The 21,213-nt window shown below is 72.4% G+C and carries 13 protein-coding genes; 9 read left to right on the plus strand and 4 right to left on the minus strand.

Features of this window, described 5'->3' with window-relative positions:
• Nucleotides 1–58 precede the first annotated feature (58 nt).
• Nucleotides 59–1,561: an IMP dehydrogenase gene (guaB, locus tag JK363_RS22455; RefSeq protein WP_201876795.1), complete on the plus strand. Its 1,503-nt coding sequence runs from the start codon at nt 59–61 to the stop codon at nt 1,559–1,561.
• A 90-nt stretch (nt 1,562–1,651) separates the two neighbouring features.
• On the plus strand, nt 1,652–2,779 hold the full coding sequence (locus JK363_RS22460; protein WP_201876796.1) for a GuaB3 family IMP dehydrogenase-related protein: 1,128 nt from the start codon (nt 1,652–1,654) through the stop codon (nt 2,777–2,779).
• Between the two features lie 86 nt (nt 2,780–2,865).
• Here the strand turns inward: JK363_RS22460 and JK363_RS22465 are convergent, their stop codons facing one another.
• Entirely contained in the window at nt 2,866–3,519 is a 654-nt protein-coding gene (locus JK363_RS22465) for a hypothetical protein (protein ID WP_201876797.1), read from the minus strand.
• Nucleotides 3,520–4,151: 632 nt separating this feature from the next.
• Here JK363_RS22465 and JK363_RS22470 point away from each other — a divergent pair.
• Together JK363_RS22470 and JK363_RS22475 are read left to right on the plus strand one after the other, a co-directional pair.
• On the plus strand, nt 4,152–5,309 hold the full coding sequence (locus JK363_RS22470; protein WP_201876798.1) for a rod shape-determining protein: 1,158 nt from the start codon (nt 4,152–4,154) through the stop codon (nt 5,307–5,309).
• 223 nt (nt 5,310–5,532) lie between these two features.
• The gene (locus tag JK363_RS22475; RefSeq protein WP_201876799.1) at nt 5,533–7,752 is read left to right on the plus strand and encodes a DUF6049 family protein; all 2,220 of its coding nucleotides are present in this window, start codon (nt 5,533–5,535) and stop codon (nt 7,750–7,752) included.
• A gap of 34 nt (nt 7,753–7,786) precedes the next feature.
• On the opposite strand, the gene JK363_RS22480 is transcribed toward JK363_RS22475, so the two are convergent.
• Complete coding sequence (locus tag JK363_RS22480; protein ID WP_201876800.1) at nt 7,787–9,058, minus strand: nucleotide sugar dehydrogenase; 1,272 nt, start codon at nt 9,056–9,058, stop codon at nt 7,787–7,789.
• Nucleotides 9,059–9,258: 200 nt separating this feature from the next.
• Here JK363_RS22480 and JK363_RS22485 point away from each other — a divergent pair, with 200 nt between their 5' ends.
• Nucleotides 9,259–10,965, plus strand: coding sequence for a glycerol-3-phosphate dehydrogenase/oxidase (locus JK363_RS22485; RefSeq protein ID WP_201876801.1), 1,707 nt, complete (start codon nt 9,259–9,261; stop codon nt 10,963–10,965).
• A gap of 14 nt (nt 10,966–10,979) precedes the next feature.
• Here JK363_RS22485 and JK363_RS22490 read toward each other — a convergent pair whose 3' ends face one another.
• Nucleotides 10,980–12,134 (minus strand): serine hydrolase domain-containing protein, encoded by a 1,155-nt coding sequence (locus JK363_RS22490; RefSeq protein ID WP_236076019.1) that lies wholly within the window; start codon nt 12,132–12,134, stop codon nt 10,980–10,982.
• 200 nt (nt 12,135–12,334) lie between these two features.
• Here JK363_RS22490 and JK363_RS22495 point away from each other — a divergent pair, with 200 nt between their 5' ends.
• Nucleotides 12,335–14,425: a serine/threonine-protein kinase gene (locus tag JK363_RS22495; protein ID WP_201876803.1), complete on the plus strand. Its 2,091-nt coding sequence runs from the start codon at nt 12,335–12,337 to the stop codon at nt 14,423–14,425.
• Nucleotides 14,426–14,570: 145 nt separating this feature from the next.
• On the plus strand, nt 14,571–17,081 hold the full coding sequence (locus JK363_RS22500) for a serine/threonine kinase C-terminal domain-containing protein (RefSeq protein ID WP_201876804.1): 2,511 nt from the start codon (nt 14,571–14,573) through the stop codon (nt 17,079–17,081).
• On the opposite strand, the gene JK363_RS22505 is transcribed toward JK363_RS22500, so the two are convergent.
• Complete coding sequence (locus JK363_RS22505; protein WP_201876805.1) at nt 17,078–18,634, minus strand: AMP-binding protein; 1,557 nt, start codon at nt 18,632–18,634, stop codon at nt 17,078–17,080. The genes JK363_RS22500 and JK363_RS22505 overlap by 4 nt on opposite strands.
• A 160-nt stretch (nt 18,635–18,794) precedes the next feature.
• On the opposite strand from JK363_RS22505, the gene JK363_RS22510 reads away from it, so the two are divergent.
• Both JK363_RS22510 and JK363_RS22515 read left to right on the plus strand, forming a co-directional pair.
• Nucleotides 18,795–19,958 (plus strand): acyl-CoA dehydrogenase family protein, encoded by a 1,164-nt coding sequence (locus JK363_RS22510; RefSeq protein WP_201876806.1) that lies wholly within the window; start codon nt 18,795–18,797, stop codon nt 19,956–19,958.
• 7 nt (nt 19,959–19,965) lie between these two features.
• The gene (locus JK363_RS22515) at nt 19,966–21,024 is read left to right on the plus strand and encodes an acyl-CoA dehydrogenase family protein (RefSeq protein WP_201876807.1); all 1,059 of its coding nucleotides are present in this window, start codon (nt 19,966–19,968) and stop codon (nt 21,022–21,024) included.
• Nucleotides 21,025–21,213 lie beyond the last annotated feature (189 nt).

Below are 21,213 nucleotides of genomic sequence, written 5' to 3' on the forward strand. Positions count from 1 at the left end.
CCTGGGAAGGCCGTTAGCATGGGAGTCCGCGCTGGGGCAAGACCATTGGAAGGGTGTCATGACTGACAACGTCGACGGAGTGCCTGAGAAGTTCGCGATGCTCGGGCTGACGTACGACGACGTGCTGCTGCTGCCGGGCGCCTCCGAGGTGCTGCCGAACGCGGTCGACACCTCGTCCAGGGTCTCTCGGAACGTCCGGGTGAACATCCCGCTGCTGTCCGCCGCGATGGACAAGGTCACCGAGTCCCGGATGGCCATCGCCATGGCCCGGCAGGGCGGCGCGGGTGTGCTGCACCGCAATCTGTCCATCGAGGACCAGGCCAACCAGGTCGATCTGGTCAAGCGCTCCGAGTCCGGCATGGTGACCGACCCGATCACGGTCCGCCCGGACGCCACGCTCCACGAGGCGGACGCGCTGTGCGCGAAGTTCCGCATCAGCGGTGTCCCGGTGACCGACGCGGCGGGGAAGCTGCTCGGCATCGTCACCAACCGTGACATGGCCTTCGAGGTGGACCGCGGCCGTCAGGTCCGCGAGGTGATGACCCCGATGCCGCTGGTCACCGGCAAGGTGGGGATCTCCGGCGAGGACGCGATGCAGCTGCTGCGCCGCCACAAGATCGAGAAGCTGCCCCTGGTGGACGACGCCGGGGTGCTCAAGGGCCTGATCACGGTCAAGGACTTCGTCAAGGCCGAGCAGTACCCCCACGCTGCCAAGGACGCCGAGGGCCGGCTGGTCGTGGGCGCGGCCGTGGGTGTCGGCGACGAGGCGTTCGACCGGGCCCAGGCGCTGGTCGAGGCCGGGGCCGACTTCCTGGTGGTGGACAGCGCCCATGGCCACAGCCGGGGCATCCTCGACATGATCGCCAAGGTGAAGTCCAATGTCGCGGTCGATGTGGTGGGCGGCAATGTCGCCACCCGGGACGGCGCCCAGGCGCTGATCGACGCCGGTGTGGACGGGGTCAAGGTCGGCGTCGGTCCGGGCTCCATCTGCACCACCCGCGTGGTCGCGGGTATCGGTGTGCCCCAGGTGACCGCGATCTACGAGGCGGCGCAGGCGTGCCACGCGGCCGGTGTGCCGCTGATCGGCGATGGCGGGCTCCAGTTCTCCGGTGATATCGCCAAGGCCATCGCGGCCGGTGCCGACACGGTGATGCTGGGCAGCCTGCTGGCCGGGTGCGAGGAGTCGCCGGGCGAGATGGTCTTCATCAACGGCAAGCAGTTCAAGTCCTACCGGGGCATGGGGTCGCTGGGCGCCATGCAGTCGCGCGGCCAGGGCCGTTCCTTCTCCAAGGACCGCTACTTCCAGGACAATGTCCTCTCCGAGGACAAGCTGGTCCCCGAGGGCATCGAGGGCCAGGTGCCTTACCGCGGCCCGCTGGCCTCCGTCGCCCATCAGCTGGTGGGCGGTCTGCGGGCGTCCATGGGCTATGTCGGCTCGGCCGATGTGGCGGAGCTGAAGGACAAGGGCCGCTTTGTGCGGATCACCGCGGCCGGTCTCAAGGAGAGCCACCCGCATGACATCCAGATGACCACCGAGGCGCCCAACTACTCCGGCCGCTGACGCCCATGCCCCGCGCGACCCCGGGCCACGGGGCCCGCGCGGCGGGCAGGGATACTGATAGGGCAGATTCAGGCAGCGAAAGGCACCCACGTGACTGAGATCGAGATCGGGCGCGGCAAGCGCGGCCGCAGGGCGTATGCGTTCGACGACATCGCCGTTGTGCCGAGTCGTCGTACCCGGGACCCGAAGGAGGTCTCGATCGCCTGGCAGATCGACGCCTACCGCTTCGAGCTGCCGTTCCTGGCCGCGCCGATGGACTCGGTGGTCTCCCCGCAGACCGCGATCCGCATCGGTGAGCTGGGCGGACTCGGCGTTCTCAACCTCGAGGGGCTGTGGACCCGCTACGAGGACCCCGAGCCGCTGCTGGCGGAGATCGCCGAGCTGGACGAGCGCACCGCCACCCGGCGTTTGCAGGAGATCTACGCAGAGCCGATCAAGGAGGATCTGATCGGCCAGCGCCTCAAGGAGGTGCGCGATTCGGGTGTGGTGACCGCCGCCGCCCTGTCGCCGCAGCGCACCGCGCAGTTCTCCAAGGCCGTGGTGGACGCCGGGGTCGACATCTTCGTGATCCGCGGTACGACGGTCTCCGCCGAGCATGTGTCGGGCGCCGCCGAGCCGCTGAACCTCAAGCAGTTCATCTATGAGCTCGATGTGCCGGTGATCGTGGGCGGCTGCGCCACGTACACCGCCGCGCTGCATCTGATGCGCACCGGCGCGGCCGGTGTGCTGGTCGGCTTCGGCGGCGGCGCCGCGCACACCACCCGCAATGTGCTGGGCATCCAGGTGCCGATGGCCACCGCGGTGGCCGATGTCGCCGCCGCCCGCCGGGACTACATGGACGAGTCCGGCGGCCGCTATGTGCATGTGATCGCCGACGGCGGTGTCGGCTGGAGCGGCGATCTGCCGAAGGCCATCGCCTGCGGTGCGGACGCCGTGATGATGGGCTCGCCGCTGGCCCGCGCCACCGACGCGCCCGGCCGGGGCCACCACTGGGGCATGGAGGCCGTCCATGACGAGGTGCCGCGCGGCAAGCGGATGAACCTGGGCGCGGTGGGCACCACCGAGGAGATTCTGCTCGGCCCCTCGCACACCCCGGACGGTTCGATGAACTTCTTCGGCGCGCTGCGCCGGGCGATGGCCACCACCGGTTACTCGGAGCTCAAGGAGTTCCAGCGGGTCGAGGTCACGGTCGCGCCGTCGCAGCACGACCAGCGCTGAGCGTTCCGCGCCGGAGGTTCCACAGCGAAGGGGAAGGCCCCGACCGCATCGCGGCCGGGGCCTTCCCCTTCGTGCGTGGTGTGGCGTCAGTCGTTGTTGCTGAGGCGGAAGGCGGAGCTGACGGCGGCGATCGGAGCGAGGGCCATGAAGATGTACGTCAGCGGCTCGGCCTCCTCCTTCCACGTGTCGAACAGGTCGCTGAAGTGGTCGAAGAAGATCTCGTTCGAGGACAGGACGGAACTGGCGTCGCCGCCCATCTTCTCGGCCATGTTGCTGGTCGTGTCGTGAATGATCAGGGCGTAGCCGTAGAGCTCACCGACGAACACCGCGGCGATGGCCAGCAGCGCGCCGACCACCCAGAGACCGGGGTTGCGGCCGCCCAGCTTGGCGACCACGAATCCGATGAGCGCACCGACGGCTACACCGGTGTAGGCGAACTGCGTAATCTTCGGCTCGCCACTGTCCGTGTCCGCGAGCGCGAGCAGCAGGAAGGCGTAGACCAGCGCACCGACGATGGCGGCCCCGAGTGCCGCACCGACGGCCAGCAGCGGGTTGCCCGGTCGGCCCTGCGGCACGGGCGGCGGGAAGCCGCCGCCGAACTGCGGCTGCGGCGCACCGTACTGCGGCTGCGGAGCGCCGTACTGCGGGGCCTGCGGCTGCTGCGGGTAGCCGTAGCCCGCCGGCTGCTGGGGCTGCTGCGGCTGCTGGGGCTGCTGTGGCTGCTGCCAGTTCTGGCTCATGGAGATCCCCCGGGGATGAAGGTGGAAATCCGCGTTCCGGGGACAGCCCTGACCTGCGGTGCGGTGGGCTGGGAACGCGGACGAATAGTTCGCGCCATAAAACTAACAGCAGGGCATGACAAAGGGACAAGTCGTGTCTGGCGTCCGTGACATGGCTGGGACCGGACGGAGACACGGTGTCCCGGCATATATGGATATCCCGGGTGCTCTTCAGCGATCCGCTGCGCCACGAGGTAACTTTCCGCCCCCGCCACGGCGTAGAACGTGATGTCGTTACGGCCCAGGACCTCTCCGCGCCAGTGGTCGGCCACCAGCCCGAAGTGGTCGATCAGGGTATCCGGGGTGGGTCAGGGAACTCTCGTCCCCCATCTGCACCGCGACGCCGATCAGTTCCGCGAAGCACATGCTCACCAGGGCCAACGGTACGCCGATCAGCGCGAGAAGCGGAGCGCGGCCGCCCAGCGCGCCGAGCGCGGCGCCGGCCAACAGCCCGATGCGCAGGGCCCAGTAGCCGACCTCCTGACCGCCCTGGCCGAATTTCCCCTCTACCTCCCCGAAGACCAGTGGCCGAGCAGTCCGGCCGCGATGCCCGCGGGGAGGACAGAATCCGGCATAAGCAATAATGTCAACTTATGGCGCAGAACAAGTCGTTCACAGGACGAGACATGGGCATCGACCTGGGCACCGCGAACACGCTGGTGTACGTCCGGGGCAAGGGAATCGTGCTCAACGAGCCGTCGGTCGTGGCCGTCAACACGCTCGACGGCAGTGTGCTGTCGGTGGGTTCGGCGGCGAAGGAGACCATGGGGCGGACACCGACGAACATTGTCGCCGTCCGTCCGCTGCGCGATGGCGTGATCGCCGATTTCGAGATCGCGGAGCGGATGCTGCGGTACTTCATCAAGAAGGTTACGGGCAGCCGCCGTCTCGCCCGTCCCCGTGTTGTCGTCTGTGTGCCGTCCGGTATCACCGGCGTGGAGCGGCGCGCGGTGATGGAGGCCGCCGCCCAGGCCGGTGCGCGCCAAGTGCACCTGGTCGAGGAGCCGATCGCGGCGGCCATCGGGGCGGGGCTGCCGGTGAGCGAGCCGACCGGCTGCATGGTGGTGGACGTCGGCGGCGGGACGACGGAGGTCGCGGTCGTCTCGCTGGGCGGCATTGTCACCGCCCGTTCGGTGCGGGTGGCGGGCGATGCGATGGACACCGCGATCAGCGCGTATGTGAAGAAGCACTACGCACTCGCGATCGGTGAACGGACCGCCGAGGAGATCAAGGTGAGCATCGGCTCCGCCGCACCGGGCGGTTCGCAGTCGACGCCGCGCGTCGCCGCGGCCGTCCGGCGGGCGGAGCGGAATGTGGAGGTCGTCCTTCGGGGCGACAGCGGCGATCCGGAGGACACCCAGGCGCTGTTGCCGCCGGACCGCTGCACCATCCGCGGCCGTGACCAGGCCACCGGACTGCCCAAGGTGCTCGAACTGACCGCCGACGAGGTGCGGCATGCGCTGGGTGAACCGGTGGACAGCATCGTGGCCGCGGTCCGGTCCACGCTGGACGAGACCCCCCCGGAGCTGGCGGGCGACATCATGGATCGCGGCATCGTGCTGACCGGCGGCGGCGCATTGCTGCGCGGACTGGATGTCCGGCTGGCCCGTGAGTTGGACATCCCGGTACTGGTGGCCGACGACCCGCTGGACTGCGTGGCCACCGGCACCGGCCGCTGTGTCGAGGACTTCGCGTCCCTGCGGACCGCCATGGAGGCCCGCCCCAGGCGCCACGACACCGTCCGGGTCTGATGGCCCGCGCGGGGCCCTCGTGCCCGTCCGCCCGTGGCGGACGTGCCCGTACGGCCCGCGGCCGTGCGGCGTACCCCCCGCACCGGTCCGGCGGGCTCGGTACGGGGTCTCCGCGCCGGACCCTCGGTCGGTGTGTCCGGACGTGCGGCGGTGCGGCGGCCGTGGTGGGCTGGTGGCACCGCGTCCCGTGCGACGCGGGCGGACGGGAGGTGCGGGCGTCGAGGTGACGGCAGTCGAGCGCGGGGCCCACAGGCGAGCGGTCGTCGTGACCGTCGCCGTCCTGGCCGCGATCGCCTCCCTGCTGCCCTCCGCCGTCGCCCGTACACCGCCCCCGAGCGCCCGCGCGCCGTCCGCCCACGGCCCCGGCACCGCACCCGGCCGGTCCGCCGGACCACGGTCCGTCAGCCGGGTGCCGTATCCCACCTCCGTCGAACTGGAGTCGCTGAACCCCTCGGTGGTGCGGGAGGGCGGGGAGCTGAAGATCAGCGGGACCGTCACCAACACCTCCGGCCGCCGGGTCGGTGCCACCCGCCTCGAGGTGCGGATCGGGGGACCGGGGGCGATCGACACCCGCAGCGGGCTCGCCGCCGTGGCCGGGCGTACCGCCCTGGGCCGCGCCGACGGCCCGCCCGTGCCGGGCCGCAACGCCGCCGTCGCCGCGCTCGCCCCCGGCGCCGCGCACCGCTTCCGGCTCACCGTGCCCGTACCGGACCTGGGCCTCGACGGGCCCGGGGCGTTTGCGCTCACGGTGGACGTGGCCCGCCGGGACGGCAGCGGCACCGTCACCGTCCTTGGGGTGACGCGCGGTTATGTGTGCGCCTATCCCGACGGCGCCGATCTGGAGCCGCTGCACACCACCGTCCTGTGGCCGATCACCGATGTGCCGCATATGGAGGCGCTGACCCAGCGCACCCGCGACCGTGTGCTGCCGGTCTTCCGCGACGATGCGCTGAAGGCCGCCTTCGGGCCCGGCGGACGGCTGCGGCGGCTGGTCGAGATGGGCCAGGACCAGCCGGTGACCTGGGTGATCGACCCCGATCTCGTCGCCCAGGCCCAGGCCATGGCCGAGGGCTACCGGGTCGCCAGGACCCCCGGTGGCGCCGATCCGCAGGACGCCACCGACGGCGAGGGCGGCGACGTGGCGGCGGACTGGCTGGCCGCGCTGCGCAGGGCGGTCCACGGACGGGACGTCATCGCGCTGCCGTACGCGGACCCGGATCTGGCCTCGCTCGCGCGCGGCGACGCGTCCCTGGCCGGGCTGCTGCGCAGGTGGTCCCGGGTGGGCCGGACGGTGGTGGACCGGGCGCTGGACACCCACGCCCGCGCCGATGTGGCCTGGCCCGCGGGCGGCGCGGTGGACGGTGCGATCGCCGCGTACACCCGGCGGCTCGGCCTCGGCACGGTGCTGGCCTCCGGCGGCACGGTCGGCCCGTCGGCCGCGCTGGTCGCAGGAGGAGCGACGGACGACGGCGCGGTGTCCCTCGGCGACGGAACGACCGCGCTGACCTTTGACACCACGCTCGCCGCCCTGCTCTCCCAGGGTTCCCGCGGCAGGTCCGCCGCCGGAGCGCCCGCCCGGCTGCGGCTGCGGCAGCGGCTGCTCGCCGAGACGCTGACGGCCGTACGGGAACTGCCGTACGTCCGCCGCGATCTGGTGGTGGCGCCGCCGCGCCGGATGTCGGTCGCGGTGGCGGGCGTACTGCTCGGGGCGCTGGCCGACGGCCAGAAGGCGGGCTGGCTGGCGCCCGCCCGGTTCGAGGTGGCGCTGCGCGAGCCGGAGCCGGGGGAGTTGCGGAGCTTTGAGGGCTATCCGGCGGCGCTGCGCGCCTCCGAGCTGCCGCCCGCCCGGCTCGCGGCGGTCGCCCGGGACCGGCGGCGGCTGCGGGCGCTGGCGAAGGTGCTGTCGGACGCGCGGGCCACCGCCGCGTCCGTACGGGCGGCGATGGCGCGCTCCCTGTCGACCGCCTGGCGCGGTGACGCGGAGGCCGCCGGTGCCTACCAGCGGGGTGTGGCCCGATATCTGAGCGCTTCGATGGCGTCGGTGCGGCTGGTGCCCAAGTCGACGGTGGTGGTGGCCGGGGGCTCCGCGACCATCCCGGTCACCGTCGACAACGGGCTTCAGCAGGACCTCACCGGGGTCGAACTGCGGGTGCTCTCCAGCCGGCCGGAGCGGCTGAGCACAGTGGAGCGGTCGGTGGAGGTACGGGCGTCCCGGGCGGTGAGCCGGACGGTACGGGTCAGGGTGAGCGCCTACGCCAACGGCCCGGTGCGGCTGACCGCCCGGCTCTACACCACCTCGGACGGCGAGCCCTGGGGCGAGCCGATGACGTTCACCGCGCAGGTGCGGTCGGTGCCCTCGGGGGCCATCGCGTTCGTCGGGGGCGGGGTGCTGCTGATCATGCTGGCCGCCGCGGTCCGGCTGCGCCGCACGCGCCGGGCGTGACGGACGGCCACCGCGCCCGGCGCCCGGGCCGCCGTCAGAGCCGGTGCGCCGTTCCCGCCGGGCTCGCCCCCCTGGTGTCCAGCAGCAGTTGGGCCTTCACCGCGAGCCCTTGCAGGTCGTACGCCCGGTGGTGTTGCAGCAGCACCGTCAGGTCCGCGTCGGCCGCCGCCTCGTACAGCGCGTCCGTGCGCTCCACCCGCCGTCCCCGCACCCGCCACTGCGGCACATACGGGTCGTGGTAGCTGATCTCGGCGCCCAGCTCCATCAGCCGGGACGCGATCTCCCGGGCGGGTGAGCACTCCTCGTCGGCGATGTCGGGCTTGTAGCCGACGCCCAGCAGCAGGATGTGCGCACCGCGCGCGGACTTGCCGTACTCGTTGAGCAGGGCCGTGCACCGCTGGGTGACATAGCCCGGCATCCGCCCGTTGACCTGCTGCGCCAGCTCGACCATCCGCAGCGGGAGGCCGAGCCCGCGCTGCTGGTAGGCCATGTGGTCGTGGTCGACGGGCACACCGTGGCCGCCGACGCCGGGCCCGGGGCGGAAGGACTGGAAGCCGAAGGGCTTGGTCTCGGCGCACCGGACCACGTCCCACAGGTCCACGCCCAGGTCGTGGCAGTACACCGCCATCTCGTTGACCAGGGCGATATTGACGTGGCGGTAGTTGGTCTCCAGGACCTTGACGGTCTCGGCCTCGCGCGGGCCGCGGGCGCGCACCACCTTCTCGGTGAACCGGCCGTAGAACGCGGCGGCGGCCTCGGTGCAGGCGGGGGTGAGACCGCCGATCACCTTGGGGGTGTTGGCGAGGCCGTGGGCGCGGTTGCCGGGGTCGAGGCGGCAGGGGGAGTAGGCGAGATGGAAGTCGCGTCCGGCCCGCAGTCCGGACCCCTCCTCCAGGACCGGACGCAGGAATTCCTCGGTGGTGCCGGGGTACACGGTGGATTCCAACAGGACAGTGGTGTGCGGGCGCAGCCGCGCCGCAAGCGTACGGGCCGCCTCGGCGACCGCCGACAGATCGAGCTTCCGGTCCTCGCCCAGCGGGGTCGGGGCGCAGATCACGGCGGTACGGACGCGGCCCAGCTCGGTGGGGTCGGCGGTGATCCGGAAGCCACCGGCCACCATCCGGCGCAGCTCGGCGGCGGACAGCCGGCCGTCACCGGCCCCGGAGGGCAGCCGGCCGGCCCGCAGATCGCCGATGGCGCGCGGATCGGGGTCGTAGCCGACGGTGGTGATGGCCGCGGCGGTGGCGGCCTGGGCGAGGGGGAGACCGAGATGGCCGAGTCCGATGACGGCGAGATCTGCGGGCATGACTGCGAGCCGTCCTTCCCGAGGCGATTCCGGATGGCGCAAAGGCAGACTAAGCGGAAATATGACTCGTATTCAGTATTGGTGGGGGGTGTTGGCCCGGTGTTGCGGCAGTGGGCGGAGCAGCGCCATGGCACGGCGAGGAGAAAGCCAGGAAAATCTCTGCACGTGCGACGTGATGTCGATCACAACGGGAGGCAGCGGTGAGGACACCGGCACTGGGACCGTCCGAGCGAGGCGAGGCGCTGGCCCGGATGGCGGACCGTGAGCTGGACGTGCTGGTCGTGGGCAGCGGAGTGGTCGGCGCGGGCACCGCGCTGGACGCCGCGACCCGCGGTCTGGAAACCGGCCTGGTCGAGGCGCGCGACTGGGCCTCGGGCACCTCCAGCCGGTCCAGCAAGCTGGTCCACGGGGGGCTGCGCTATCTGGAAATGCTGGACTTCGCCCTCGTCAGAGAGGCGCTGAAGGAGCGCGGACTGCTGCTGGAGAGGATCGCTCCGCATCTGGTGAAGCCGGTGCCGTTCCTCTATCCCCTCAAGCACCGGGGCTGGGAGCGGCTCTACGCGGGGGCGGGGGTCGCGCTCTACGACGCGATGTCGGTCTCCTCCGGACACGGCCGCGGGCTGCCCGTCCACCGCCATCTGACCCGGGGCCGTGCGCTGCGGGTGGCTCCCTGTCTCCGCAAGGACACCCTGGTCGGGGCGTTGCAGTACTACGACGCCCAGGTGGACGACGCCCGCTTCGTCACCGCGCTGGTGCGCACGGCCGCCCGCTACGGGGCGTATGCCGCCAACCGGGCGCGGGTGGTCGGCTTTCTGCGGGAGGGGGCGCGGGTGGTCGGCGCCCGGGTGCACGATCTGGAACAGGGCGGGGAGTTCGAGGTCCGCGCCCGCCAAGTGGTGAACGCCAGCGGGGTGTGGACGGACGAGACCCAGGCGCTGATCGGGGAGCGTGGCCAGTTCCACGTCCGCGCCTCCAAGGGCATCCACCTGGTCGTGCCCCGCGACCGGATCCACTCCACGACCGGGCTGATCCTGCGCACCGAGAAGAGCGTGCTGTTCGTCATCCCCTGGGGCCGCCACTGGATCGTCGGCACCACCGACACCGACTGGGACCTGGACAAGGCCCATCCGGCCGCCTCCAGCGCCGATATCGACTATCTGCTGGAGCATGTCAACGAGGTGCTGGCGGTGCCGCTGACCCGCGACGACGTGGAGGGGGTCTACGCCGGGCTGCGCCCGCTGCTGGCCGGGGAGTCGGACGCCACCAGCAAGCTCTCGCGCGAGCACACGGTGGCCCACCCCGTGCCGGGGATGGTGGTGGTCGCGGGCGGCAAGTACACCACCTACCGGGTGATGGCCAAGGACGCGGTGGACGAGGCGGTGCACGGCCTCGACCGCCGGGTCGGGCCGTGCGTGACCGAAGAGGTGCCGCTCATCGGCGCCGTGGGCTACAAGGCCCTGTGGAACGCACGGGCCCGGATCGCCCGGCGGGCCGGACTCCATGTGGCGCGGGTGGAGCATCTGCTGAACCGCTACGGAGCGCTGGCCGACGAGGTGCTGGAGCTGATCGCCCAGGACCCCTCCCTCGGCGAACCGCTGCCCGGGGCCGAGGACTATCTGCGCGCCGAGATCGTCTACGCCGCGTCCCATGAGGGCGCCCGCCATCTCGACGATGTGCTCACCCGCCGCACCCGCATCTCCATCGAGACCTTCGACCGCGGTACGCGCAGCGCGCGCGAGGCGGCCGAGTTGATGGCCGGGGTGCTCGGCTGGGGCCAGGAGCAGGTCGACAAGGAGGTCGAGCACTACGAGAAGCGGGTGGAGGCCGAACGCGAATCACAGCGGCAGCCGGACGATCTGACGGCGGACGCCGCCCGGCTGGGCGCGCCGGACATCATCCCCCTGTGAGCCGGTGAGCGTGGCTATCCGCCCGAGCAGAACGCGGCCTTGAGCAGAGCCGACTCGGCGGCGGCGGAGGGCCGGGCGCCGCTGTTGAGGCGGTAGGCGAGACTGCGGCGCCCGTCGGGTGTGGAGACGGCCAGCGCGTAGGAGCCGGTGATCTCCCCGTTGTGGCCCCAGAGCCGCACCCCGCAGGGCAGCCGCACCGGGAACAGCCCCATGCCGTACCGGCCGTGGGACGCCGAGGTGTCCCGCATGGCGCGCAGCCCGGCGCGGTCCGTTGCCCGGCCGCGCTGGAGGCCGGAGACCAGCCGGGTCAGATCGTCGAGGGTGGAGACCATCTCGCCCGCGGCCCCCGCCGCCGAGGGGTTGAGGTCGGTGACGTCCCGTCGGGCGCCGTCCTCGCCGGAGTACGCGCGGCCGTGCGGTGCCGGAAGCGTGCTGCGGGTGCCCGGGAAGGTGGTGGCGTCCAGGGCGAGCGGACGCAAGCCCAGCCGCCGCGCCGCCTCGGCGTACGGGCGGCCGGTGACCCGCTCGATCACCATGCCCAGCAGGACGTAGTTGGTGTTGGAGTAGCGCCAGCCGGAGCCGGGCCGGAAGTACGGGCGGTGGGAGACGGCGGTGCGGACCAGCGAGGCCGGGGTGCGGGTACGGGTGTCGGCCGCGTTCAGCTGCCGGGCCAGCTCCGGATCGGCGGTGTAGTCGTACAGACCGCTGGTGTGGTTGAGCAGCTGACGGAGGGTGATGCGCCGCCCGTCGTTCCCCTGACCGGCCACCAGCCCCGGCAGATGGCGCGCGACGCGGTCGTCGAGACGCAGCCGCCCCTGGGCGGCCAGCCGCAGCGTTGTCGCCGCGATCACGGTCTTGGTGAGGCTTCCCGCGCGGAAGTGGTCGTTCCGGCGGATCCGCCGCCCGGTGCGGATATCGGCGACCCCCGCCGCCGTGAACCGCGTATTGCGCCCGTCCCGGACCAGCACCGCGGCCCCCGGCGCGGCGCCGTCCGCCACCAGCGCGCGGACCGCCGTACGCACCGCCGCGTCCCGCGACGCCGCCGCGCTCGCCCGTGTCTCCCCGCCCGCACCGCCGTTCGCGCCCGGACCGCAGCCGGACAGCGCGACCGTCAGCGCGGCCGTCAGCGTCGCCGTCAGCGCGGTCGGCCGAGCGAGGGCGGTCGGCATACGGCTCCGCCTGTGCCATGGTAGGGCGGAGATGGGCATGACACGGACCTTTCCTTCCTGCGTATACACCGATGTTCGCAGGTGTCACGGAGGGCGGCACGCCGCGCCGTGGACCCCGGACTACCGCGGGTCTGCGGATGAGAGACAATGGTCGCTCTCCCAGGGTGGGTTCAGGGTGGGTTGATTTACAGAGGGGTCGCATGTCGGAGGCGGAGCAGACGCAGGGTTCGACTGGGCGCCTCCTCGCCGGGCGGTACCGGCTCGGGGAGATGCTCGGTCAGGGCGGCATGGGAACGGTCTGGCGCGCGAGCGACGAGACCCTCGGCCGTACGGTCGCGGTCAAGGAGCTGCGCTTCCCGTCCAGCGTCGACGAGGACGAGAAGAGACGGCTCATCACCCGTACGCTGCGCGAGGCGAAGGCGATCGCCCGGATCCGCAGCAACGGGGCCGTCACCGTCTACGACGTGGTCGACGAGGACGACCGGCCCTGGATCGTCATGGAGCTGATCGAGGGCCACTCCCTCGCCGATGTGGTCCGGGACGACGGACCGCTCACCCCGCGCCGCGCCGCCGAGGTCGGGCTCGCCGTCCTCGATGTGCTGCGCGCCGCCCACCAGGCGGGCATCCTGCACCGCGATGTCAAGCCGTCCAACGTCCTGATCTCCGACGACGGCCGGGTGGTGCTCACCGACTTCGGTATCGCCCAGGTCGAGGGCGACCCGTCCGTCACCTCCACCGGCATGCTCGTCGGCGCGCCCTCCTACATCTCGCCCGAGCGCGCCCGCGGCCACAAGCCGGGCCCGCCCGCCGACCTGTGGTCGCTGGGCGGTCTGCTGTACGCGGCGGTGGAGGGCGTACCGCCCTACGACAAGAGCACGGCCATAGCGACGCTCACCGCCGTGATGACCGAGCCGGTGGAGCAGCCGAAGAACGCGGGCCCGCTGGAGGAGGTCATCTACGGCCTGCTCGACAAGGACCCCGAGCGGCGGCTCGACGACGCCGGTGCGCGGGCGCTGCTGGAGGACGCGCTGAGCGCCCCGGAGGGCTCCGCCACCCCGCCCCCCGTCGACGCCACCCGCACCATGAGCCTGCCGCCGGCTCCCTCGGCGGAGGAAGAGGCCGCCGCCAAGGCCAAGGAGTCGGCCGCGTCGGAGCGCAGACGGGGCGCGCTGCGCTCGGTGCGCAACGCGGCTTCGGCAGCCGTGTCGGCGAAGCGGTCGGAGGCCGCGCAGAAATCGGGTTCCGGGGCGGGCTCGTCGGGTTCCGGTTCCGGTGCGAAGGCTGCCGGGGGTTCGGGGCAGAAGTCGTCGGAGTCGGGGGCGGGTTCCGGCTCCGGTGCTGGTTCCGGGTCCGCTGCCGCCGCGAAGAAGTCCGCCGCGAAGAAGTCCGCCGCGAAGAAGCCCGCGGCGAAGAAGGCCGCTTCCGCGTCGTCCCGGTCCCCGGTCAACCCGGAACCGCCCCAGCCGCCCCGCGCCTCGCTCACGGATGTGGTGCCCAGGCGCACGCTGATCATCATCGCCGTGGCCGTGGTCCTCGCCATCCTCACCGTCGTTCTTGTCATCGTCCTCAACAGTGGTGACAGCAGCGACGGCGCCAAGGGCTCGTCCGGCGGCGACAAGGCCGCTTCGGCCGGTGCGGCGGGCCATGTGAAGACCGAGAAGGGCGACGCGAAGAGGCCCGAGGGCTCGACCAAGAAGTCCCCGGGCACCGAGGTGTCCGGCGGTGGGTCGGACCAGGAGGACGAGGACTCCGGCAAGGGCAAGGGCTCGGACGGGAACGGCGGCAAGGGCGAGGACGCCGGGGGCAAGGGCGGCGGCAAGGAGGGCGGTTCGCTGCCCGACGGGTACGAGACGGTCAAGAGCTCCGACTTCCCCTTCACCATGGCGATGCCGAAGGGCTGGTCCGCCCACCGGATGGACGGCTACGACGGCGGCCGGAAGTACTACGGCGGGTCCACCCTTCCGCGTATCCAGGTCGACTTCACCAACTCCCCCCGGGACGACGCGGCGGCGGACTGGCGCAAGAGCGAGGCGAGTGCCCCGGGGCGGATGACCAACTACAAGGGGCTGGGCATCAAGGCGATCGACTGGCACGGCTACCCGACGGTCGCGGACTGGAAGTTCGAGTACAACACCGGGGGCAAGCGGGTCCGGGCGATCAACCGCGGCTTCAAGGTGGACAGCACGCACGGCTTCGCCATCGTGGTCACCTGCGAGGCGTCCACGTGGGACGACAACGAGTGCAAGACCCTCCGGGAGACCGCCTTCAGGACCTTCGACGTCTCGGACTGAGCGCTCCTGTCGGCGAAGCGCCGCGCGGGCACGTATCGTGAGAGGCCCTGGACCGTGCGCAGCCGTATGGACCGGAAAAATGACCGTACTTGACGGTTTCAGGCTGTGCTGATGAGCGTGTGGAGCACGCGCTCGGGGAGGCGTCGTGGACGAGTACGCCGGTCGGGTGCTGGCCGACCGCTATCGCCTGCCCCTGCCACCTGCCGACGAGTACGAGTTCGTCGAGACCCGGGCCTTTGACACCTACAGCGCGCAGGAAGTCCATCTGCGGCAGATACCGCTTCCGGAGGTCGTCGACGCCGAAGTCGTCGACGACGAGGCGCGCTTGGGCGGGCCCCGCTCCGGCGGCCCGGGAAGGGCGGGCGGAGGCGGGGCGGACGGTACGGCCGGAGGCGGCGACCCGGCGGTACGGCGTGCCATGGTCGCGGCGACGGCCGCCGCCCAACTCCCCGACCATCCGCGGCTGGGACAGGTCTTCCATGTCTTCGCCGAGTCCGGAAGCCTGTGGATCGTCAGCGAACTGGTCGCCGGACGTCCGCTCGCCGCGCTCCTCGCGGAGGGCACGCTCTCCCCGCACCGCGCCGCCGAGATCGCCAATGACATCCTGACCGCCTTGCGCGCCCTGCACGCCCACGGCTGGACGCATCGCAACATCACCACGCGCACGGTCCTGTTGTGCGAGGACGGCCGGGCGATGCTGACGGGGCTGGCGGCCGGGGCGGCCGAGGAAGCGCTGTGCGGCTACGACCCGGTGCCACCCCCCTCCGGGGCGGACGAGGACGACGGTCCGGCCGAGGAGCCCACCCCGACCCCGGTGCCGACCCCGGTGCCGACCCCGGCGCCGGCTCCGGTCGCGACGGAACGGAGCGCCGGACCGCGCTACCACGACCAGGGTGCGGCCGGTGGCTTCCCCGGCCCGCGGACCGCGCCTGAGGCGGACACGGCGGGCGGGAGCGGCAGAACGGGCGTACCGGGCGGGTCCGGTGGGCCGGGCCGGGAGCCGGGCGTGCCGTGGGTGCCGGGTGCGCGGGAGGGCGAGCCGGATGGCCGTACGGCGGATCCGCAGGGCGCGGGCGAGCGTGCCGCGCGCGCCGGCGCCATCGCCGCGTACGCGGCGGGAGCACGCGCCGCCGCGCGGGCGGGCGGCGAGTCCGCGGACGCGTACGCGGACCCGTACGACGAGCACGACATCGATCCCGCATCCGACGAAGATCATGACCAGGACCTCGTCACCGGCGGTGCGTCCTGGCCCGGAACACCGGAGCCCGGCCCGCGCACCGGCGGCGATGGCTGGGATGCCGACAGCGCCCCGGGCGGCACCACCGGCCGCGGTCCCGGAACCGCGCTGGCCGCCGAACGGGCCCGGCAGGCACGGATCGTCGTCGTGGGCGCCGTCAGCGAGCGGTGGGCGCCCGAGCAGGCGGTCCCGGTCCACGAGAACTGGCGGCTCGCGCCGCCGGTCGGCCCCGCCGCCGACCTGTGGGCGCTCGGCGTGCTGCTCTTCCGCGCCGTCCAGGGCCATGCCCCGTACCCGGAGGACAGCGCCGCGGAGCTGGTCCAGCTGGTGTGCGCGGAGGCGCCCGCGTACGCGGAGGAATGCGGTCCGCTGCGTCCCGTCGTCGAGTCCCTGCTGCGCCAGGACCCCACCGAGCGGCCGGACTTCGAGGAGCTGCGGGGCTGGCTGCGGTCGCTGATCCGGTCCGCGCCCGAACCCGATGTGGGCAGCCGTACGGTCACGGTGCCGTCGATCGGGCCGGGCGGGACGTCCGACCCCCGGCGGCTGCCGGTGGTGCGCCGCCGCGGCTGGCTGGTGCGCAGGGGCCGGGGCCGCCCCGCCCCGTCGGCCGCCGCGCACGGACGGCATAAGCGCGCCAAGCAGCCGCGGCAGCCCAGAGCGCCGCGCGTCGACCGGACGGCGCCACAGCGGCCGCTGACGTCCACCGGGGCGGCGGGGGAGGAGCGCGAGCCGCGCAGACTGGGCCGGGTGCTGTTGCTGCTGATACTGCTGGCGCTGGTGGCGGCAATGCTGTACGCGATGATGTTCATGCCGCGGGACAAGGAGAACGGCGGCCAGGACCGTACGGGTTCGGCCGGTGCGCAGAGCGCGGCGCCCAGCGCACCCCACGACCCGGCCTCCGGAACCACCTCCTCCGATGGCGAAGGGGAGTCGCCGGAGGCGCAGTCCACCCGTCCGGCGGGAGTGGCGAAGGGCTTCGTGGTCCGCAAGGACCCCAAGGGCTTCAAGGTCGCCGTGGACGAGGACTGGACCCGCCGGGGCGAGAACGAGCGCGGCCAGATCCGCTACCTCGGCGGGGACTTCGAACTGCTGGTGGTGGCCGGGCGGGACAAGGCGTCGGAGTTCGGCGACGACCCGATGGCCTACCAGCAGAACCGGGAGTCGGAGCTCGCCGCCTTCCGCGGCTCCTCCTGGGCCTCCTCGTCGGGGCTGCGGCGGATCGACGTCGGGCGGACGGCGATGGCGGAGGGCGCGTTCAGCTGGCGGGACAGCAGCGGGCGCGATGTCTACGCCCGGAACCTCGCGATGCTGATCGACGGCCGGTACCACGTGGTGCTGGTGATCGGCCCGTCCGACGAACGCCGCGCGGTCGCCCGCTACTTCGAGCAGGCGACCGCGACGTACAGCACCACCGGCTAGCCCTTCGGGGCCGGGGCATCGCCGAACCGCTCGCGCAGCCGGTACTTCAGCACCTTCCCCAGCGTCGGATTCCGTGGCAGCGCGTCCACCACCTCCAGCCGCTCCGGGAGCTTGTGGACGCTGAGTCCCGCGTTCCGCAGATGCGCGGTCACGCCGTCGAGGGTGAGCGGCCGGGCCCGCGCGGGCTGTTCGACCACGGCGCAGACCATTTCGCCGCGTACCGGGTCCGGCAGTCCGATCACCGCCGCGTCAGCCACGTCCGGGTGCTCGTACAGCAGTTGCTCGATCTCCTTGGCCGAGATGTTCTCGCCCTTGCGGATGATGATGTCCTTGGCCCGCCCGGTGAGGACGAGATGGCCGCTTTCGGTGAGCCGGCCGAGGTCACCGGTGCGGAAGAAGCCGTCCTCGTCGAACGCCTCCCGGGTCTGGGCTTTGTCCAGATATCCGGCGCAGACGGCTTCGCCGCGCAGCCGTACCTCCCCGTCCACCACCCGGATCTCCATGTCCGCCGGGGGGCGTCCCTCGGTCGTCGCGAGCAGTTCGTCGGGGTCGTCCGGCGCACCCATGGTGATCATGGGGGCTTCGGTCATGCCGTAGCCGTGGGTGAGCACACAGCCCAGCTCCCGGGTGACCTCGTAGTACAGCTCGGGTGGTTTGGGGGCGCCACCGCCCGCGAGGAGCCGCAGGGTGGGGAGGAGCGGCTGTGCCGGGTCCTTGCGCTGTTCGGCCAGGAACATCGAGTAGAAGGCGGTGCTGCCGCCCGCGGTGGTCACCCCGTGCCGCCGGTACGCGGCGAGCGAGCCGGGCAGCGCGAAATGCTCCAGCAGGATCGCGGGGAAGCCGTAGAGCAGCATCATCACGGTGTAGTCGGGCCCGGCGACATGGGCGTAGGGGAAGGCCATGGAGCCGACGTCGTCCGGGCCGAGCCGCAGCGCGTGGGCGAGACAGGCGCCCGCGGCGATGAGGCTGCGGTCGGTGTGCAGCACACCCTTGGGGTCGGAGGTGGTACCCGAGGTCCAGTAGATCCAGCGCACTTCGGTTCCGTCGGCCGGGGGCGGCGGCAGCCGTACGGTCGCCGGGTCGGCCTCCGGCAGGGTGTCGTACGCCTCGAGGACCAGCGGTGGTTCGGGCAGTTCGGCGGCGAGCCGGTGAGCCAGCGCCGTGTGGTCGAAGCCGCGCCAGCGCCCGGGGACGGCGAAGAAGCGCGCCCCGGACTCGCGGAGCGCGAACCCCACTTCGCGGTCGCGGTAGGAGGGGATCAGCGGGGACTGGACCGCGCCGAGGCGGGCCAGCGCCATGGCCAGGACGACCGTCTCGACACGGGTGGGCAGCTGCCAGGCGACCCGGCTGCCGGGGCGTACGCCCAGCTCGTGGAGGCCGGCGGCGGTCCGCTCCGCGCGACGGCGCAGGGCGCGGAAGGTCAGCCGCCGGTCGTGGCGGGGGGAGTCGGCGGCCTGGATCAGGGCGGGGCCGTCGGGGGTGAGGACGGCGCGCCGCTCCAGCAGCTCCCACAGCGTCGCCGATCGTCCGAGGTCATGCGCGGTGTCGGTCATCCCGGCCTCCCGTGGCACGCGCTCGCCATAGCTGACGGACAGTCAGATCGTGCCCGGAAGCGTAAGGCCCCGGGCCTTGTCGGTCCAGGGGGTGCGGGTTAGCCTTCCGATGTCACGCTGATCTGACGCTCCATCAGAAATGAAGGGCGGACGGTGACCGATGGATCTCTCCTGCACGGAGGACGAGGAGGACTTCCGGCACCGGCTGCGCGCCTGGCTCGCCACGGCGCTGCCCACGCTGCCGCCCCGCCCGGACCCGGCCGACTGGCCCGCCCGCCGCGCCTACGACTGCGGCTGGCAGCGCATGCTGTACGACGCCGGATACGCCGGGCTGCACTGGCCGGAGGACGCCGGAGGCCAGGGTGCCACCCCCACCCAGCACCTGATCTTCCTGGAGGAGACGGAGCGCGCCGGTGCGCCCTATGTGGGCGCCAACTTCGTGGGGCTGCTGCACGCGGGCCCCACCATCGCCGCCGAGGGCACGGCCGCGCAGCGGGCACGCTGGCTGCCGCCGATCCTGCGCGGGGACGAGGTCTGGTGCCAGGGCTTCTCCGAACCCGAGGCCGGATCCGACCTGGCGGCGCTGCGCACGCGGGCGGTACGGGACGGTGACACCTACGTCGTCAGCGGCAGCAAGATCTGGACCTCGCACGCGGAGGTGGCCGACTGGTGCGAACTCTTGGTGCGCACCGCTCCGGTAAACGCGGACACCCCGAAGCATCGGGGCATCTCCTGGCTCGCTCTGCCGATGGACGCGCCGGGGGTGACCGTACGGCCGCTGCGTACCCTCGCCGGGACCGCGGAGTTCGCCGAGGTGTTCCTGGACGAGGTGCGGGTGCCGGTCGACCACCGGGTCGGCGCGGAGAACGACGGCTGGCGGGTGACCATGGTGACCCTCTCCTTCGAGCGCGGCACCGCCTTCGTGGGCGAGGTCGTCGCCTGCCGCCGGGTGCTGGAGTCGCTGGCCCGGACGGCGAAGGCCAACGGCCGTTGGGACGACCCCGTGCTGCGGAGGAGGCTGGGGCGGCTCGCGGCCCACTGCGCCGCGCTGTGGCGGCTCACCCAGTGGAATGTGAGCGAGGCGCAGCGCACCGGCGGGGTGCCGGGCGTCGGCGGCTCGGTCTTCAAACTGCGCTTCTCGCAGGTACGGCAGGAGCTGTACGACGCCGCCGCCGAGGTGCTGGGGCCGGACGCGCTGGACGCGGGGGAGGAGTGGGTCGTGGGCCGCCTCGCGTCGCTGTCGTACACGATCGCGGCCGGGACCTCGCAGATCCAGCGGAACATCGTCGCCGAGCGGATCCTCGGCCTGCCGAAGGGGCGGTGACCTGGCCGTGGACTTCTCGCTCACCGAGGACCAGCGGGCGCTGCGAACGGGTATGCGCACGCTGATGGAACGGCGCTTTCCGCGCGCGGCGCTGCGGGCGGTGGTGGACGCGGAGGGGGAGGCCGCGGTCGATCGATCGCTGTGGCGGGAGCTGGGGGCGGCCGGATTCTTCGCTCTGCGGCTGCCGGAGGCGGCGGGCGGGGTGGGGCTCGGACTGCCGGAAGCGGTACTGGCCTTCGAGGAGGCCGGCCGGGCGCTGCTGCCGGGCCCGCTGGTCACCACACATCTGGCGGCGGGCCCTTCGGCGGCGGGCTTTTCGGCGGCGGGTGCGGCCGAGGGGGAGGCCGTGGTGACGGGGCTGGACGCACCGGGTGCGCTGGGTGCGTCGGGCGTGTCAGTTGTGACGCAGGGGACGGGCGGGGTGCTGGTTGAGCATCTGGCGTCCGCCGACGCGGTCCTGGTGCTCGGCGCCGAGGATGCCGAGGTGTGTCCGGCGAAGGAGGTCATGCCCTCGGCCGAGGCCATACGGTCGGTGGACCCGGCAACACCGCTGCACCGGGTGCGCGGTGGCGGAGTGCGGAACGGGCTGCGGAGCGGGGGGTGGTCATCCCGGGGGCGCGGGATCGCCGCCCGGCTCCGGCGGGAGGCCGCGCTGCTGACCGCCGCGCAGCAGCTCGGCAGTGCGGCGCGGACGGTCGAGATGGCGGTGGCCCATGCCGGGGGGCGTGTGCAGTTCGGCCGGGCGATCGGCGCATTCCAGGCAGTTCAGCATCTATGCGCGTCCATGTTGGTACGCGCGGAAACAGCCAGAAGTGTGGTGTATGCGGCCGCGATCACAGAAGACCCGGGTGATATCGCCGCCGCCACGCTGCTGGCGGACGAGGCGGCTATCCGTAATGCCCGAGATTGTCTGCAAGTCCACGGCGGGATGGGCTTCACCTGGGAGGCTGATGTCCATCTGCACCTCAAGCGGGCCTGGGTGAGGGCCGAGCAGTGGCAGACCGTGGCCGCGGCGGAGGAGGAACTCGCCGCTCGTCTGATGTCGACCGGTGCGCCATGTTTGTAGCCGAGCTCAGGGGATACGCCTGAATTGTTGGGATGTCGCAATCTCTGGGGTAGCGCCCTGGGCTTTGAGGTGACCGAGCGTTGATACCGGGTTGTTTCCTAGGCGTGACTCGTCACAGGGGGGAGTCGGGCTCGAGCTCGGGTACTCTCCGTTGGGTGCGAGCGCTTTTGGGGTGCGGTGAACCCGGTG

This window comes from Streptomyces coffeae, from assembly GCF_016741875.1.
Taxonomy (GTDB): Bacteria; Actinomycetota; Actinomycetes; order Streptomycetales; family Streptomycetaceae; genus Streptomyces; species Streptomyces coffeae.

Excerpts from the sequence above, each read along its gene's own strand:
- guaB (WP_201876795.1), top strand. The coding sequence starts at position 59 with ATGACTGACAACGTCGACGGAGTGCCTGAGAAGTTCGCGATGCTCGGG.
- JK363_RS22465 (WP_201876797.1), bottom strand. The coding sequence starts at position 3,519 with ATGAGCCAGAACTGGCAGCAGCCACAGCAGCCCCAGCAGCCGCAGCAG.
- JK363_RS22470 (WP_201876798.1), top strand. The coding sequence starts at position 4,152 with ATGGCGCAGAACAAGTCGTTCACAGGACGAGACATGGGCATCGACCTG.
- JK363_RS22480 (WP_201876800.1), bottom strand. The coding sequence starts at position 9,058 with ATGCCCGCAGATCTCGCCGTCATCGGACTCGGCCATCTCGGTCTCCCC.
- JK363_RS22490 (WP_236076019.1), bottom strand. The coding sequence starts at position 12,134 with ATGCCGACCGCCCTCGCTCGGCCGACCGCGCTGACGGCGACGCTGACG.
- JK363_RS22495 (WP_201876803.1), top strand. The coding sequence starts at position 12,335 with ATGTCGGAGGCGGAGCAGACGCAGGGTTCGACTGGGCGCCTCCTCGCC.
- JK363_RS22505 (WP_201876805.1), bottom strand. The coding sequence starts at position 18,634 with ATGACCGACACCGCGCATGACCTCGGACGATCGGCGACGCTGTGGGAG.
- JK363_RS22510 (WP_201876806.1), top strand. The coding sequence starts at position 18,795 with ATGGATCTCTCCTGCACGGAGGACGAGGAGGACTTCCGGCACCGGCTG.